This is a genomic window from Streptomyces sp. NPDC015220 (assembly GCF_043079345.1).
Taxonomy (GTDB): Bacteria; Actinomycetota; Actinomycetes; order Streptomycetales; family Streptomycetaceae; genus Streptomyces.
Genome location: NZ_JBIBUK010000011.1, coordinates 13,750 through 30,347 on the forward strand (window position 1 = coordinate 13,750; position 16,598 = coordinate 30,347).

General features: G+C 74.5%; 14 protein-coding genes. 8 read left to right on the plus strand and 6 right to left on the minus strand.

Going from position 1 to position 16,598, the window contains the following annotated elements:
- The first annotated feature begins 4 nt into the window (after nucleotides 1–4).
- The 3 genes from ACF061_RS21810 (at nucleotide 5) to ACF061_RS21820 (ending at nucleotide 4,004) form a co-directional block, all read left to right on the plus strand.
- Nucleotides 5–2,449: a SpoIIE family protein phosphatase gene (locus tag ACF061_RS21810; RefSeq protein ID WP_392268583.1), complete on the plus strand. Its 2,445-nt coding sequence runs from the start codon at nucleotides 5–7 to the stop codon at nucleotides 2,447–2,449.
- A 108-nt stretch (nucleotides 2,450–2,557) separates the two neighbouring features.
- Entirely contained in the window at nucleotides 2,558–3,442 is an 885-nt protein-coding gene (locus ACF061_RS21815; RefSeq protein ID WP_392268584.1) for an SDR family oxidoreductase, read from the plus strand.
- A gap of 124 nt (nucleotides 3,443–3,566) precedes the next feature.
- On the plus strand, nucleotides 3,567–4,004 hold the full coding sequence (locus ACF061_RS21820) for an STAS domain-containing protein (RefSeq protein ID WP_392268585.1): 438 nt from the start codon (nucleotides 3,567–3,569) through the stop codon (nucleotides 4,002–4,004).
- On the opposite strand, the gene ACF061_RS21825 is transcribed toward ACF061_RS21820, so the two are convergent.
- Entirely contained in the window at nucleotides 3,974–4,546 is a 573-nt protein-coding gene (locus ACF061_RS21825; RefSeq protein WP_392268586.1) for a MarR family winged helix-turn-helix transcriptional regulator, read from the minus strand. The two genes, ACF061_RS21820 and ACF061_RS21825, sit on opposite strands and share 31 nt — an antisense overlap.
- 721 nt (nucleotides 4,547–5,267) lie before the next feature.
- On the opposite strand from ACF061_RS21825, the gene ACF061_RS21830 reads away from it, so the two are divergent.
- From ACF061_RS21830 to ACF061_RS21850, 5 genes are all read left to right on the plus strand, one after another.
- A complete protein-coding gene (locus tag ACF061_RS21830; RefSeq protein WP_392268802.1) occupies nucleotides 5,268–5,708 on the plus strand; it encodes an anti-sigma regulatory factor in 441 nt (146 codons plus the stop codon).
- Nucleotides 5,708–6,778, plus strand: a complete 1,071-nt coding sequence (locus ACF061_RS21835; protein ID WP_392268587.1) for a SpoIIE family protein phosphatase — start codon at nucleotides 5,708–5,710, stop codon at nucleotides 6,776–6,778. Before ACF061_RS21830 ends, ACF061_RS21835 begins: the two co-directional genes overlap by 1 nt.
- Complete coding sequence (locus ACF061_RS21840; protein WP_392268588.1) at nucleotides 6,775–8,559, plus strand: PP2C family protein-serine/threonine phosphatase; 1,785 nt, start codon at nucleotides 6,775–6,777, stop codon at nucleotides 8,557–8,559. Before ACF061_RS21835 ends, ACF061_RS21840 begins: the two co-directional genes overlap by 4 nt.
- A gap of 550 nt (nucleotides 8,560–9,109) precedes the next feature.
- A complete protein-coding gene (locus ACF061_RS21845) occupies nucleotides 9,110–10,483 on the plus strand; it encodes an NAD(P)/FAD-dependent oxidoreductase (protein ID WP_392268589.1) in 1,374 nt (457 codons plus the stop codon).
- Between the two features lie 165 nt (nucleotides 10,484–10,648).
- The gene (locus tag ACF061_RS21850) at nucleotides 10,649–12,904 is read left to right on the plus strand and encodes an FUSC family protein (RefSeq protein ID WP_392268590.1); all 2,256 of its coding nucleotides are present in this window, start codon (nucleotides 10,649–10,651) and stop codon (nucleotides 12,902–12,904) included.
- Nucleotides 12,905–12,982: 78 nt separating this feature from the next.
- Here the strand turns inward: ACF061_RS21850 and ACF061_RS21855 are convergent, their stop codons facing one another.
- From ACF061_RS21855 to ACF061_RS21875, 5 genes are all read right to left on the minus strand, one after another.
- Complete coding sequence (locus tag ACF061_RS21855) at nucleotides 12,983–13,423, minus strand: hypothetical protein (RefSeq protein WP_392268591.1); 441 nt, start codon at nucleotides 13,421–13,423, stop codon at nucleotides 12,983–12,985.
- A 28-nt stretch (nucleotides 13,424–13,451) separates the two neighbouring features.
- A complete protein-coding gene (locus ACF061_RS21860; protein WP_392268592.1) occupies nucleotides 13,452–14,285 on the minus strand; it encodes a DUF1206 domain-containing protein in 834 nt (277 codons plus the stop codon).
- 229 nt (nucleotides 14,286–14,514) lie between these two features.
- Entirely contained in the window at nucleotides 14,515–14,796 is a 282-nt protein-coding gene (locus tag ACF061_RS21865) for a DUF5133 domain-containing protein (RefSeq protein ID WP_392268803.1), read from the minus strand.
- A 41-nt stretch (nucleotides 14,797–14,837) separates the two neighbouring features.
- Nucleotides 14,838–15,737 (minus strand): SigB/SigF/SigG family RNA polymerase sigma factor, encoded by a 900-nt coding sequence (locus tag ACF061_RS21870; RefSeq protein WP_392268593.1) that lies wholly within the window; start codon nucleotides 15,735–15,737, stop codon nucleotides 14,838–14,840.
- A 263-nt stretch (nucleotides 15,738–16,000) separates the two neighbouring features.
- Nucleotides 16,001–16,444 (minus strand): ATP-binding protein, encoded by a 444-nt coding sequence (locus ACF061_RS21875; protein ID WP_392268594.1) that lies wholly within the window; start codon nucleotides 16,442–16,444, stop codon nucleotides 16,001–16,003.
- Nucleotides 16,445–16,598 lie beyond the last annotated feature (154 nt).

Sequence of the window (16,598 nt, forward strand, 5' to 3'; positions counted from 1 at the left end):
CATCGTGAGCACGTCCGAGCAGCAACCGGAGCCGGCCGGGGCGCAGACGCGCCCCGAGCCGTCCGCACACCTCGCGCACACGGCCGCCGGTGAGCCGGCGCAGCTCGACCTGGCCGGCATTCCGCCGTCGTCACCGGTCGGCAGACTGGCCGCCACGGTGGACCGGCTGCGCCGCGAGGTGCGCACGGCGCAGGCGGAGGCCGAGGGCCGGGCCCTGATAGAGCTGGCCAAGGGCATCCTGGTCGAGCGTCTGGGCTGCGGCCCGGCGCAGGCCGCCCGGCAGCTCGCGGAGCTGACCGAGCAGGCCAAGGTGACGCCGCTGGAGTTCGCGGTGGAGGTCATCAACCAGGCCGCCCGCGACCGGGTGTCCGAGGTCACGGACGCCTTCCTGGCCGCCGCCACGGGGGTGCCCGAGCGCGACCCGGCCGCCGTGCGGCTGCGCGCCGCGGAGAGCGGGGCGCTGGCCGCCGACGACACGCAGGCCGTCGCCGACTCCCTCCTGGAGCACGCGCTGCGTCCGCTGGGCGCGGTCGCCGTGGCCGTGTGGGCCGCGGACGCGGACGGTTCGCTCACCCTGGCCGGCAGTGCCGGTTTCTCCCCGGCCGAGGGCACCCGGTGGCGTTACGTACCGCCGGAGGTGGCCACCGTGGCACGCCGGGGCCTGACCGAACGCACCGGTCAGTGGTTCCCGTCGCTGGCCGAGACCGGGCTGCCCACCATCGGCCGGCACCTGCACCCGGACGGCGGACGGGTGGCGGTGCCCGCGGGTACCGGAGGGCGTATCCACGGAGTGCTGGAGATCGCCTGGCCGGGGCCGCTGGAACCGCAGCCGCCCCAGGTCGTCCGCCAGGTGGAGGCGCTGGCCGAGCTGTGCGCGCACACGCTGGAGACGTACACGATGCGCCAGGACCTGGGCCCGGAGCCGCGGGTGCTGCCGGACGCGGCCGAGCTGATGGACCTGGCGGACGGGTTGCACGACCCGGCGCTCGTCCTGGTGCCGCAGGTCGACGGCTCCGGGCAGCTGGTCGACTTCCGGATCCAGCACGTCAACAACCGCTTCCTCGACCCGGCGGGCCGGCCGCGGGCGGTGATCAGCGGCGCCCTGCTGCTGGAGGCGTACCCCATGGCCGCCGGCAAGAGCGAGCTGTTCCAGCGGGTGGAACGGGTGTACGCCACGGGTGAGCCGTTCCGGGCGCAGCGCATGCAGCTGACGGCGCTGGTCGACCAGGTGTCGCTGTCGGCGGTGGCGGACATCAGCGTCAGCCGGCACGGCAACAGCGTGCTGCTGATCTGGCGCATCGAGGACGAGACGGCGCGGCTGGCGAGCCTGCTCCAGCACGCCCAGCGCCTGGGCCGCATCGGCGGCTTCGAGGAGAACCTGCTCACCGGTGAGATCACCTGGAACGACCAGCTGTTCCACCTGTACGGGCGGGCTCCTACGAGTACGCCCGTGCCGCTGGAGGCACTGCCCGCGCACGCCCATCCGGACGACGCCGTGGCCCTCGGCCGGTTCCTGCGCACGGTGCTGCACCAGCGCCGTCCGGCGTCCGCGGCCTTCCGGCTGCAACGGCCGGACGGGGTGACCCGGCACATCCGGGTGGTCGCCGAGCCGGTGCTGGACACCGACGGCCGGCTGTTCGTGGTGCGCGGGGCCTACCAGGACATCTCCGCGCAGCACTGGACGGAGGTCGCGCTCGCCGCCACCCGGGACCAGCTCGCCCACACCGAGCAGCAGGCGACCGAGCGCAACCGCCTGACGCTGCAGTTGCAGCACGCCATCATGCCGCCCACGCAGGCGCCGCTGAAGGTGTCCGGCCTGGAGGTCGCGGTGCGCTACCGGCCGGCCGAGACCGAGCAGTTGGTGGGCGGTGACTGGTACGACACCGTGGTGCTGCCGTCCGGGCTGGTGCTGCTGTGCGTGGGCGACGTGGCCGGGCACGGCATCGAGGCCGCGACCAGCATGGTCGTGCTGCGCAACGCGCTGCGCGGGCTGGCCGTGACCGGCGCCGGGCCGGGCCAGCTGCTGTCCTGGCTGAACATCGTGGCGCACCATCTGACCGGTGCGGTCACCGCCACCGCGGTCTGCGCCCTGTACGACCCCCAGCGGCGCGTGCTGCGCTGGGCGCGGGCCGGTCATCTGCCGCCCGTGGTGGTGCGCGGCCCGGAGGCGACGCCGTTGCCGCTGGTACGGGGCCTGCTGCTGGGCGCGGTGCCGGAGGCGGTGTACGAGGAGGCCGAGGTGCAGTTCGCGCCGGAGGACACCCTACTGATGTACACCGACGGTCTGATCGAGCGCCGGGACCGGTCCGTGGAGGAGTCGCTCACCCATCTGCTGACCACGGCCCGTTCGGCGCCCAGGACGCTGGACCAGCAACTGGACCGGCTGCTGACCTACAGCAGGTCGGACACGGACGACGACACCTGCATCGTGGGCATAAGGGTGGCCTGACACCCGGCGGTCACCGGTCCGCCGGGTGTGCGCGGGACGTGCCGGGGCACTAGGAGCGGCGAGCCACGCCCGACGGTTTCCGGGGCGTACGACCCTCGGAGGTGCAGCATGTCCGACGACCGCCCGCAGGACCCGACGGCCCGGTACCCGCGTCCGGACTTCCCCCAGCAGGACCAGGAACACCCGGGCTGGACCGGACCGATGGACCCGCCGCCGGACCACGGGGAGCGGTCGTACCGGGGCAGCGGGCTGCTGGCCGGCCGGAAGGCCCTGCTGACCGGCGGCGACTCGGGCATCGGCCGCGCGGTGGCCATCGCCTTCGCGCGCGAGGGCGCCGACGTGGTGTTCACCCATCTCCCTGAGGAGGAGAAGGAGGCCCGGGAGACCGCCCGGCTGGTGGAGGAGGCCGGCCGCAGGGCGGTCGCGGTGGCGTGCGACATCCGCGAGGAGCGGCAGTGCCGCGAGCTGGTGGACCGGGCGGTCGCCGAGTTCGGCCGGATCGACGTGCTGGTCAACAACGCCGCGTACCAGATGGCGCAGCCGGACGGCATCGGCGCGATCTCCACCGAGCAGTTCGACCGGGTGGTGCGCACCAACCTGTACGGCATGTTCTGGCTGTGCAGGATGTCGCTGCCGCACATGCGTCCGGGTTCCTCGATCATCAACACGACCTCGGTGCAGGCGTACAGGCCGAGCCCGCAGCTGCTGGACTACGCGATGACGAAGGGCGCCATCGTCACCTTCACCCAGGGGCTGGCGCAGACGGTCGCCGGGGACGGGATCCGCGTCAACGCCGTCGCGCCGGGCCCGGTGTGGACCCCGCTGATCCCGGCGACCCTGCCGGACACCGCGGAGTTCGGCAAGCAGTCGCCGCTGGGCCGTCCCGCCCAGCCCGCGGAGATGGCGCCGGCCTACGTCTTCCTGGCCTCGGAGCGCGCGGGCTACATCACCGCGGAGATCGTCAACGCCACCGGCGGCACTCCGCTTCCGTGAGGGTCTTGGTCCGGCCGGGAGTAGGCGGTTGATTCAGGGGTAGGCGCGGGTGCGCGGTGCGGGCCACCACTCGTCCTCGACACGGGTGGCCGGCACTGGCCGTCAGCACTCGTTGGAGGTACTCGTGCCCATTGCCCAGAACCCGTTGTCCGTCGAGGTCACCGTCCCCAGGGAGGATGTCGCCCTGCTCACGGTCGAGGGCTACCTGGACGTCGACACCGCGACCGAGCTGCAGGCCCACCTGGCCAACCAGCTCCATCACGGCAGGCGGCACTTCCTGCTCGACCTCACCGGGGTGCCCTTCATGGACTCCTCCGGCATGAACATCATTCTTCAGGTGTACCAGGAGGTCCGGGACCGGCCGGGCAGCGTGCACATCATCGCGCCCACCCCGGCCGTGCGGCGGATCCTCGACCTGACCGGGGTCAGCATCACGGTGCCGGTCTCGGAGACCGTGGAGGAGGCGTTCGCCCTGGTCGACCGGGAGCCCGGGGAGCTGCCCGAGGGGTCCGCGGCCGGGGAGCCCTCGGATCAGTCGGAGTCGACGGAGGGACGGGCCTGAGGCCTGGTCCGAGGCCGGGTGCGACGAGGGGCCGGGGCATGCGGGTGCTCAGGGGTCCGGGCGGTGCGGGTGCCGTCCGGCGCGACGCCGTCGTGGAGGCGTTCGGACGCGGCGGCGCAGAACGCCTCCAGCCCGGTGAGCAGCGCTGCCCGCTGGGCCGTCGGCATGTCCTCCAGCACGGAGTGCAGCGCCGCCTCCCGGCGGGAGCGCAGTTCGGCCAGGACGGCGCGGCCCCGGCTGCTGAGCCGCAGCTCCAGCTCGCGGCGGCTGGTGGCGGCGGCCTGCCGGCTCACCAGGCCCACCGCCTCCAGCCGGTCGCACAGGCGGCTCGCGGACGGTGGTGTGGCGGCCAGGGCGCCGGCGAGGGTGCGCAGGTTGATGCCTTCGTTGTGCTCCAGGACGAACAGCGCGCGCAGTTGCGAGGCGGGGACCGGAGACCTCGACGCGCGGCCGAACAGAACCTCCAGCAGCTCCGCCGCCGCCAGGGCCGCCCGCGCCACCTCGGGAGGCCGCGGGCCCGGGTGAGAGGACGTCACCGTCACACTCTCGCAGGGTTCGCGGGGCCTGTCAGCCCGTCGGCCGGCCGCGCCGGGACCGGATCCGGCGACCCGGGAGGCGGTGCCGTGGTGGCCGGGCCCGTGGATACAGTTGTCGTCCGGCAAGAGTCGCACCGCGGTCCCGTTGCCCCGATCGGGTTCGCGGTGGTGAGAGGCGGACGAGGAGTCGAACAGGTGCCGGAGCACGAAACGGCAGGGCAGCGCCGATCGCCCGTGCGGGAGGTCGGCGACTTCCCGCACCGTCGTCGGCGGCGGAGCGCCCGGCCGGGGGCGGACGTGACTTCCCCGGTCCGCGACGGTGTGGGTCAGCGGTGACCCACGACTTCCCCCGGCCCACCACGGGACCCGGTCCGGCGCTCCGGCCCGGCTACGCCCGGCGGCACTACTCGTACCGTGGCACGGCCGAGCGGCCCCGGCGGGACGTCAGCGAGGCCGTCGGCCGCGACCGGACCACCGATCCGGTCGTCGGCGTCCGGGGGACGGAGACCGTTGGCACCGGATCCGGCCGGGTGCCGGCCGAGGCCGGGCGGCCGGCCGCGAGGGCGGCGGTGGCCGGTGCACGGCCGGCCGTCGCCCTCTCCGCGGTGGAACCGGGCCCGCCCCTGCCCTGGCCGCGCACCGCCCTCCACGCCGGGGACGCCGTGCGGCTCGTCTCCGGCCGGGCCTCGCTCCCGCGGCCCGGCGGCACACCCCCGGGGAGTCCATGATGGAGACAGCGGCAGACGTGGAGGCATGCTTGCCGATCCGTTCGGACATGGACCTGGTGCGGGTGCGCCAGCACGTGCGCCAGGCGGCCGCCGGGTTCGGCTTCGGACTGGTGGACCAGACCAAGCTGGTCACCGCGGCCAGCGAGCTGGCCCGCAACACCCTGGTGCACGGCGGAGGCGGTCGGATGGAGGCGGCGCTCGTGGTCGACGGGCCGGTTTCCGGGCTCCGGCTGGTCTTCAGCGACGAGGGGCCGGGCATCGCGGACCTGGACCTGGCGCTCTCGGACGGCTACACCTCCGGCGGCGGCCTGGGCATGGGCCTGGGCGGCGCCCGGCGGCTGGTGCACGACTTCGGCATCGACAGCGCCCCCGGCTCGGGCACCACGGTCACCGTGATCTCGTGGTCGGTCCGGCCGCCGCGGCCACGGAAGGAGTCCTGATGCCGCGCGTGTGGGACGTCCCGGTGCGCGAAACGGCCCGGGTGCGCGACGCCCGGGCCGCCGCGGAGGGCGCCGCCGCCCTGGCCGGCCTGGACCGGCAGCGCGCCGACGCCGCCGCCCTGGTGGCGACCGAACTCGCCACCAATCTGCTCAACCACGCCGAAGGGGGGCGGGTCCTCGTCGAGGTGGTGGCGCCGCCGGTACCGCGGGAGGAGGGCCGGCAGGAGCCGGTGGTGCAGATCGCGGCCGTCGACCACGGCCCGGGCATGGCCGACGTGGCCGCCGCGCTGCGCGACGGCTACTCGACGTCCGGGTCGCTCGGCGCCGGCCTCGGCACCTGCCGGCGCGCGGCCGACGACTTCCGGCTGCACAGCGCTCCCGGCCGGGGCACGGTGGCCCTGGCCCGGATCGGCGCCGCGGCGCAGGATCCCGGACCCGCGACCGCACACGGGCCGACCGCCCCCGTGCGGGCCGGCGGGATCAACATCCCCTACCCGGGCGCGGACCACTCGGGCGACGCCTGGGCCTGGGTCCGGTCCGGGGACCGGCTGACCCTGATGCTGGCGGACGGCCTGGGGCACGGCCGGGAGGCCGCCCGTGCCTCGTCCGCGGCCGTCGAGGCGGTGCGCCGCTTCGCCGGCCTCGCACCGGCCGAGCTGCTGCACCGGCTGGACACGGCGCTGCGCGGAACCCGCGGGGCGGCCGTCGCGGTGGCCCAGCTCGACGTGCGCGCCGGGCGGTTGCGGTTCGCCGGGATCGGCGACATCGGGGCGCGGCTGCGCGAGGGGGACGTCTGGCGTCCGCTGCCGTCCCGCCCCGGCATCGTCGGGGTGCACCGGCCGGGGAGGCTGCCCGAGACCGAAGTGGCCTGGGCCGCCGACCGACTGCTGGTCCTGCACAGCGACGGCCTGCCCAGCCGGTGGGCGCCGCCCGCCGGGCCCGGCCTGCTCGGGGACGACCCGGCGGTGACCGCCGCCGTGACCGTACGTGACGCCGGCAGCTCGGCCCGCCCGCTGCGGGACGACACCGCCGTGGCCGTGCTGGCCCCTACTCCGACGGAGCGCCCATGACGCGCACCTGGCAGATCACCACCGTCACCGACGCGGCCCGGGCCCGGATCTCCACCGCCCGCCTGACCGCCGCGTACGGGGTTCCACCGCTGGAGCGCACCCGGCTGTCCGCCGCCCTCAGCGCCCGGCTGCGGCAGTGCCTGACCAAGGGCGGCACCTGGCGGCTCGCCCTGGAGGCCCCCACGCGCGAGCGCGGTCAACGGCTGCTGCGGGTCACGCTGACCCCGGACCGGGAGGCGAGCGCCGCGGGCGAACCGCCGTGGCGGACGGCGGTCGCCTGCCCGGAGTCCGCCGACGCCTGGGACGAGACGGCGGACGCCTGGGACGAGGAGGTGCCGGACGATCCGGCGGCGCTGGCCGAGGCGCTGCTGGGCGCCGACGAGGACACCGCGCTGGCGCTGGACAGACTCGGCGAACAGGAGGAGCTGGTCGCCTTCCACCGGGAGGAGCTGCACCAGACCAACCAGGGCGTGCTGGCGCTGCACGCCGAACTGGACGCCGCCGGACGGGCCCAGCGCGAGGCCTTCGCCGCCGAGCGCAAGGCCCGTACCGAGGCGGAGGAGGCCCGGCGCAGGCTGACGTTCCTGGCGGACGCCAGTGCGGTGCTGACAACCTCGCTCAACCACGAGGAGATCCTGCGCCGGCTGCCGGACCTGCTGGTGCCGAGGTACGCCGCCGACGTCGACGTATGGCTGTTCGACCACGAGGAGGGCCCGGGCCGGCCCGCTCCGCAGCCCGCTGCGGCCGTGCTCGCCGCCCGCACCGGACGGCCGCAGTACGCCGCGGACCACGCCGGCGGCCTGCCCGGCGTCGACGACCAGCCGCCGTCGGCGCTGGATCCGACCCGACCGCTGCTGTGCATCCCGTTGCCCACGCGGCGGGCGCCGCTGGGGGTCCTGACCCTGTCGCCGCCGGGCACCCGCTGGGACCCCGACGACGCGGTCATGCTGATCGAGCTGGCCCGGCGGGCCAGTATCGCCATCGACAACGCCCGCCGGTTCGAGCACAACCGGGACATCGCCGAGACGCTCCAGCGCGCGCTGCTCACCGAGCTGCCCACCACGCCGGGCCTGAGGCTGGCCGCGCGCTATCTGCCGGCCACCCGCGGGCTGAACATCGGCGGCGACTGGTACGACGCCTTCCGGCAGCCGGACGGGAGCCTGATCACCGTCATAGGCGACGTCACCGGGCACGGGCTGCACGCGGCGGTGATGATGAGCCAGTTGCGCACCGCGCTGCGCGCCTACGCCGTCGACGGCGGCAGCCCGGGCCGGCTGCTGACCCGGCTGCACGACTTCCTGCACCATCTCCAGCCCGACCTGTACGCCACGGCGGTCATCGCCCGGTTCCGTCCCGACGACCCCACGGTCACCTGGGCCGCCGCGGGGCATCCGCCGCCGGTGCTGCGCCTGTCGGACGGGCGGGTGCGCACGCTCGACGCCAAGCCGGGGGCGATGCTCGGCATTCCGCTGCGGCAGGAGATCGCCGACCACACCGTCCGGCTCTCCCCCGGCTCGACGCTGGCGCTCTACACCGACGGCCTGGTGGAGCGGCGCGCCGAGGGCATAGACCCGGGGATCGAGCGGCTGGCGGCGGCGCTCGGCGGCTTCGGGCCCGCGGAACTGGACGCCGACCTGGAGGGGGCGGCGGACCGCATCCTGGACCCGCTGCTGAGCGACTCCGAACGCGACGACGACGTGTGCCTGCTGCTGTGCCACATCGCCGGCGGCGGCGAGCGGCCCCTGCCGGTTCCCGCGGGCACGGACCGCACCCGCACCTGACCGCCGCCCGCCCTCCCCCGGCGGACGCCCGCACCGGCCCGGGCGGGACGGGATCCGCCGCCCGCTCGGACCCGGATCCCCGGCCGGACGACGGGCACGCGAGCGCGCCGGGCCGACCGCGGTCGGCACACGCGGCTTCCGAGCCCGCCCGGTCGCCGGGCGAGCGCACCGGAGGACGCGCCAGGGGTGGGGGACATCGCCGGCCCTGTACCGGCCCCCCGGACCGGCCCAGGCGGGGGCGGGGACGACCTCCTTCCCCGGACGGCTCACCGGCGCGATAGAGCGCCCGATCTTGGGAACCCACTTATGCGGACCGTGCCGACGGCGGCACCGGGCGGGCGCCCGGGGCCGCCGGTGGCGGCCGCGTCTGGTGCGCTCCCGGCCCGAGGGGGGCATGGTGGTGATCGACGCGTGTGTCCGGCCACCGGGTCCGCCCTCGTGCCCGGCCGGCCGGACCGCCGGGCGGCACGGCCGGACCGACGAGGTGCGAAAGCGGCGGTCCTGGGCAGGCGCAAGACGTCGAGGCAGACCGCCTGGAGCCGCAGAAGGGATGAACACCGTGACACGACCCAGGATCCTGGTGGTTGGCGCAGGCTTCGCCGGAGTGGAGTGCGTCCGCCGTCTGGAACGCAGGCTCTCTCCCCGCGAGGCCGACGTCACCCTGGTGACGCCGTTCGCCTACCAGCTCTACCTGCCGCTGCTGCCCCAGGTCGCCTCCGGCGTGCTGACGCCCCAGTCGATCGCCGTCTCCCTGCGGCGCAGCCAGAAGTACCGCACCCGGATCATCCCGGGCGGGGCCATCGGCGTGGACCTGAGGGCCAAGGTCTGCGTCATCCGCACCATCACCGACCACATCGTCGACGAGCCGTACGACTACATCGTGCTGGCCCCCGGCAGCATCACCCGGACGTTCGACATCCCGGGCCTCACCGACCACGCCTTCGGCATGAAGACGCTCGCGGAGGCCGCGTACATCCGCGACCACGTCATCTCGCAGCTCGATCTGGCCGACGCCAGCGACGACCCGGCGGAGCGCGCCTCGCGGCTGCAGTTCGTGGTGGTCGGCGGCGGTTACGCCGGTACCGAGACCGCGGCCTGTCTGCAGCGTCTGACGCATGCCGCGGTGAAGCGGTACCCCCGGCTTGACCCGGCGCTGATCAAGTGGCACCTGATCGACATCGCGCCGAAGCTGATGCCCGAGCTCGGCGACAAGCTGGGCCGCAGCGCCCAGGAGGTGCTGCGGCGACGGGGCATCGAGGTCTCCCTCGGGGTGTCCATCGCCAAGGCCGGTCCGGAGGAGGTCACCTTCACCGACGGCCGGGTGGTGCCCACCCGCACCCTGATCTGGACGGCGGGCGTGGTGGCCAGTCCGCTGATCGCCACCCTCGGCGCGGAGACCGTCAGGGGCCGGCTCGCGGTGAACGCCGACATGTGCCTGCCCGGCCACGACGGTGTGTTCGCGCTGGGCGACTCCGCGGCCGTGCCGGACCTGGCCAAGGGCGACGGAGCGGTCTGCCCGCCGACCGCGCAGCACGCCATGCGGCAGGGCAGGCAGGTCGCCGAGAACGTGATCGCGACCCTGCGCAACCAGCCCATGCGGCCGTACGAGCACAAGGATCTGGGTCTCGTCGTCGACCTGGGCGGCAAGGACGCGGTCTCCAAGCCGCTCGGCGTGGAACTGCGCGGGGTGCCCGCCCAGGCGGTGGCCCGCGGCTACCACCTGGGGGCGCTGCGCACGAACGTGGCCAAGACCAGGGTGGCGACGAACTGGCTGCTGAACGCGGTGGCCGGTGACGACTTCGTGCGGACCGGCTTCCAGGCCCGCAAGCCCGCCAAGCTGAAGGACTTCGAATACACCGACGCGTACATGACCATGGAGCAGGTGCGGGAGCACGTCGAACGGACGCGGTCCCGGGCACTGTGACGTGGCACGGGCCGGCCGCCGCCCGCCACGGCCGGGCCGCGCCGGGCCGGCGCGGCGCGCTGACGGGCGGTCCGGCCGGGGCGGACGCCGGTGCGTGCCGGCGCAGGTGTGCGTGCGATGCTGGGGATGCGGATCATCACGGGGATCGGGAGAGAGTACAACGGCGTGAGTGCAGCGGAGGGGTCGGTCTGGGCACGGCTGCGGGATCGCGTGACCGCGTCCGATCCCGGTCTGCTGCGGCTGGCCGCGGGGTCCCGGACGGCCGGTTCGATCGCGCTGACGCTCGCGGTCCTGGCCGCGCTGCGCGCCCCCGTCCCGCACCTGGTGGCCGGTGCCATCGCCTCGATGGCGGCCACCTTCGCCATCCGGGAGAAGCAGCGGCCGCAGCAGGCGGTCACGCTCGCCCTGGGCCTGCCCGTGGCGCTGGCGTCGGTGTCCCTGGGCGCGCTGCTCAACTCACGCGTGGTGGCCGGTGACGTCTTCTTCGTCGTCCTGATCTTCAGCGCGGTCTACAGCCGCAGATTCGGCGACCGGGGCAACGCGCTCGGCCTGATCGGTTTCCAGGTCTACTTCATGTCCCTGTTCGTCGGCGCCACCGCGGCGACGCTGCCGGGGCTGTACGGCGTCCTCACGGTCGCCTTCGTGTGCAGCGCCCTGCTGCGCTTCGTGATCGTCTACGAGACCCCGGCGGGCATCCTGTTGCGGCTGCGCGAGGCCTTCCGGGTGCGGCTGGCCCAGTTGGTCTCCGCACAGCTCGAACTGCTGGACGCCGGGCCCGACCAGGTGGACAGGGCCGTGGAGTCGGTGCGCGAGGGCACCGCCCGGCTGCACGAGACGGCCATGATGATCCAGGGCCGGCTCCAGGACGGAACCTCGGACGAGTCCGTGGCCCGGCTGGTGCAGCGGCGCATCGCGGGCGCCGAGATCGCCGCCGAGCGGCTCGGGCTGCTGCTGCTGAACGCGCGCAGCAGCGAGCGGGCGGACACCCTCACCCTCCACCTGCCCGGTGCTTCCCTGCCCACCGGCGGCCGGCTGCCGATGCGCGAGGAGGCGACCGACATCCTGCGCCGCGATCTGCGGGCGCTGCGGATGCTGGTGCTGCGGCCCGCCGGGGAGGGCGGCGGCACCGCAATGCCGCACCTGCGCAACCGGCTCCTCGGCTACCGCGAGGAGGAGAACCTGCCGCCCGCCTCGGTCGCCGTGCAGGACGTCTTCCGGGGGATCGGCGAGGCCTCGCGGGCCGTGCTGGGACTCAGGGTCGCGCTGGGCGGGCCGCAGGACGAGTCCGACGACACGCCCGCCACCACCCGCTCCCGGGAGGAGCTGGACGCCGAGGACGCCGCCATCGCGGGCGCGGAGGCGGGCGAGCGGGTCCGGGAGGAGGTCCCGACCGGCCTGCGGCGGCCCACCACGCGGGCCGCGGTGCAGGTCGCGCTGGGTTCGTCGCTGGCCATCGTCGGGGGCGAGTTCCTGTCCAGTCAGCGCTGGTACTGGGCGGTGCTGACCTGCTGGATCGTCTTCATCAACACCTCGTCCACGGGCGAGATCCTGGTCAAGGGCTACCGCAGGCTGCTGGGCACCGTGCTCGGCGTGGTCGCCGGCATCGTGCTGGCGGGACTGGTCGGGCCGCACACCTGGCCGGCCATGCTGCTGGTGCTGCTGTTCGTCTTCGCGATGTTCTACACGGCCCCGTTGTCGTACACGCTGATGTCCTTCTTCGTCACCGCGGCGCTGGGGCTGCTCTACACCCTGCTGCACACCTACAGCCTGGCGGTGCTGGTGCTGCGCGTGGAGGAGACGGCGCTGGGCGCGGCCTGCGGGATCATCGCGGCCGCGGTGGTGCTCCCGGTGCGCACCGACCGCCGTACGAACGAACTGCTGGTCACGGTGCTGGAGCGGCTCGCCGACGTCACCGGGGCGGCCGTCGAGCAACTGAGCGGCGGAGTGGAGACGGACCTCCTCGACCAGGCGCGCGACCTCGACCAGGCGCTGGCCGACCTGCGTTCCGCCGTCCAGCCGCTGACCCATCCGATCACCCCGCTGAGGGCCCGGCGCAACACCGCGCAGTACCTTCTCGCGCTGCTGGAGACCTGCGCCTACCACGCGCGGTCACTGGCGGCGACCGCGGAACTGCTGCCCACTCATCCCTCGATCGCGGCGGATCCGCGGCTGCGGCGGGCCTGCGGCCGTATCACCCACAACATCGCGGCGCTCACCGCGCACGTGGCGGACGAGCACGCCGGCGCCGAGGTCGAGACGGGACCGAGCATCGCGTCCCTGCTGGAGACCGGCGGCACGCCCGGCACTCCCCGCTACGGCCGGATCACCGACCGGGTGCTGCGTCATCTGCAGCGTCTGGACGAGGCGGTGGTCGGTCTGGCCCGTCCCCTGGGCGTGCCGGTGCCGACGCCGAAGAAGTGAGGGGGCCGGGCGCGCCCGCCCGGCCCGGGGCCGCCGGGGAGGCGTGGCCGGCGGCGGGTGCCGTACCGGGCCGGGCGGTCAGAAGTCCGTGGGGAGGTCGCTCGCCTCGGCGATGCCCCGCAGTTCCTCGGTGTCCCGGTGGCGGTCGCGGATGTAGTCGGCGATCTCGGTCAGACGGGCCGGGTCCGAGGCGGTCGCGGCGTCGGTGACCACCCGGACCGGGCCGGTCTCCTCGATGTCGAGGACCACGAGCTCGTTGTCCAGTCTGCCGGTGACCGCGGTGGCGATGACCAGGGCCGCCTCGTCCCTCACCTGCTGGGGCAGGCCCTGGGCCTGCGGGCCGTCCAGCGGGAAGTCCGTCGTCGGCACGCCCTGCTCGCCATGCTCGTGGATGGCCTGCAGGACCGGATCGACGACGGTGAGCAGGAGTTCGTAGTCCTCTTCGGGCATCCGGACCCGCAGTAGGTCGAGGTACACCTCCACGGCCCGGTCCTCGGGCGGAAGCTCGTTTTCGTTCATCTGCACCGTGTTCCCCGCCCGGGGAACGTCAGACGCGGCGCCAGCGGGCCAGCGCGAAGGAGAACAGGCCGAACAGCACCAGACCGGCCGCGACCAGCACCAGCAGCCACGGGCCGAACGGGGTGTCGGCGAACGAGCGCAGGGTGTCGTCGAGCCCCTTCGCCTTCTGGGGCCGGTAGTCGACGGCGGCCCGCACCGCGAAGGCGCCGGCCACCGCGAAGACCAGGCCCCGCGCCACGCCGCCGCCGACGCCGGTGACGTCCACCAGCCGGCGGACCCTCGGGGACAGCTCGCCGAGCTTGAGCTTGTCGTGGTAGGAGCGCATCGCCGCGCGTACGCCGATCCACACGCCCGCCACGGCGATGCCGGCCCCGACAGCGCCGACGAACCACTGCCCGGCGGGCACGGCCAGGGCCCTGGCCGTCAGGTCGCGGGACTGCTGGTCGCTCGACCGGCCGCCGCCGGAGCCCGCCGCGAACGACAGCACGGACCAGGCGCCGAAGACGTAGAAGACGCACCGGACCACCGCCAGGAACCGCTTGCCCGGTTTGCGGCCGTCCGGCCCCGAGGAGCCGAACACCGCCTGGGACAGCCGCCACAGCACCATGCCGACCAGACCGGCGCCGAGCGCCCACAGCAGCACGGCGCCGAACGGCTTGTCCGCGATCGTCGCCAGCGCTCCGCTGCGGTCGGCCTGCTCCTCGCCCTCGCCGAAGGCGACCCGCAGCGCCAGCACACCGACCAGCAGGTAGATCACCCCCCGTGCGGCCAGCCCCGCCCGCGCGGCCCCCTCCGTCATCGAGCCCCTCGCCGCCCGCCGGGCCCGGAACCGTCCGGGCCGGGTCATGGCACTCGTCTCCATCGCCACCTCCGGCCATGCGGATGCCCCGGCCGCGGCCGGTCACACGCCCGGGCACACACAGCACTGCCCGTATGCGCGCTGAGGCGCATACGGGCAGCGGGCACGGCCGGTCCGGGGGAAACACGGTCGGCCGGCGCGGGTCGTGTCCGGGCGGCCGGGGAATCGCACAGGCGGCGAACGACCGGGCAGTGCGGCGGTCGCCGTCAGGGACCACGCGTCAGGGGGAGAGTCAGGCGGTCATCGCGGCCGCCGTGGGCTCGCGATCGCGGCGGGCCGGCACCTGCTCACGGCGGGCCGTCACACGGGCGCCGATGTCCGTCCCGGCGGCCGCGAGCATCCGGCGGGCCGCCTCCAGGGCCGGTCCCACGTCGCGGGTTCCGGTGGACACGCACAAGGTGTAGGCCAGGTCCTGCGCTCGGGTGTTCCGCACGCCGGCCGCGGTCACGCTCTCCTCGGCCAGCGCCGTCTCGTACTCGTCCACGAGCTTGCGCAGGAACTCGGGGTGGGGCATCAGCACTCGGTCACTCTCCATGGATGTCGTGCGGGAATTGCTCAGAAGGCCGTGGTCCGGGATCCGCCGCCGCGCCGGTTCGACCGCTCGGCCAGCACCTCGTCGCGGACGCGCGCGCAGCTGCGGCTGATCAGCCGGGAGACGTGCATCTGCGAGATGCCCAGCCGGTCGGCGATGCGGCTTTGCGTCATGTCCTCGAAGAAGCGCATGTAGAGGATGGCTCGTTCGCGTTCGGGAAGCCTGCGCAGCCCTTCCTTGGCTGACTCCCGGTCGACGACGACGTCGTAGGAGGAGTCCGCGGCACCGAGGGTGTCGGCGAGGCTGTAGCCGTCGTCGCCGGCCGACATCTCCGCGTCCAGGGACAGGGTGCTGAAACTGTCCAGCGCCTCCATGCCGGTGTTGACCTCTTCCTCGGTCAGCCCGGTGTGGGCGGCGACGGCGGCGACCGAGGGCTCCGGGCTGCCGGGGTTCTGGGTGAGCTCACGGCGCGCGACGCGCACCTTGTTGCGCAGTTCCTGCACCCGGCGGGGCACCCGCAGCGCCCACATCCGGTCGCGGAAGTGCCGCTTGACCTCGCCGGTGATGGTCGGCACCGCGTAGCTCTCGAACGCGCCGCGGTCCGGGTCGAACCGGTCGATGGCCTTCACCAGCCCCAGCGCCGCCACCTGCCGCAGGTCCTCGATGGACTCGCCGCGGTCGCGGAAGCGGCCGGCGATGCGGTGGGCCATGGGCAGCCAGGCGGTGACCAGTTCGTCGCGCACACCGTCCCGTTCGGGACCGTCCTCGAGTTCGGCGAGGCGCCGGAAGAGCGCCGCGGTGTCCGGGGCGTCGTCGTGCGGCCGCCGCGCGGGGGCGGTCCGGTCGGCGCGCTGCCCGGAGGTCTCGTCGGTGGTCTGTTCTCCGGGGGTGGCGGGATGGCTTGTCGCCATGTCAATGAGCATGCGGAATCGCTCCTGAACGGTGGTTTCAGGTATGTACCGCGGGGGGTGTGGGGTCTCCGGCGATCTCCGGTCGAGCCGGGGGCCTCCGAAGCAGCCAAACCGCTCCCGCTGGCGCGCCTCCGGTCCGAAGCACGAGATTCCGTCTGCCCGGGCGTTGGAGCGACAAACTCCGGTTCACCGAGTTCTTTGCAGCGCGCAACGCTCCCCCGCGGCGGGCGGTCGCGAGCCCCGAGAACCTCCCGGTCGGGTACGCCACCGCCGGGTCAGGTCAGCGGCACCACGACGCTGATGCACTTGCCTCCGGAAGGCAGGTCGCACACCTGTACGTCACGCGCCAGCCGGCACACGATCGGCCAGCCCCGGCCGCCCATCCGGCGCCGTCCCTGCCGGTCCACCGGGGGCCGTGCCACCGGCAGCCGGTCGCTGCGATCGCTCACGCAGACGCGCACGTCCGGTCCGAGGACGTCGACGTGGAAGTCGGTCACCCCGCCACCGTGCAGGATGGCGTTGGTCGTGAGTTCGGAGGCGACGAGCTGGGCGTCGGAGACGGCGTGCTCGTCGCACGGGGCGTGCCCGGCCCGGCAGCATTCGCTGATCGCGCGTTCCACCGCCCGGCGGGCGTCGGCCGGCTTGCACGGTTGGGACCGCCTCCGGCCCACGGCGGACGGCGGCTCGACCAGGGGGGTGGTCCTGTGCTTCTCGCACATCTCCTCGCTCCCAGGATGGTGAAGAAGACGGCCCGGACCGGCGGGCGACCCGCGCCGCGCGGGTCCGGGGCGGCCGCGGCGCGTGGGGCGCGGGGCCGGACGCCGTGCCGTTCTCGGGTCTCAGTGTCCGGCTAGCCCCTCCGGGCGCCGCGAA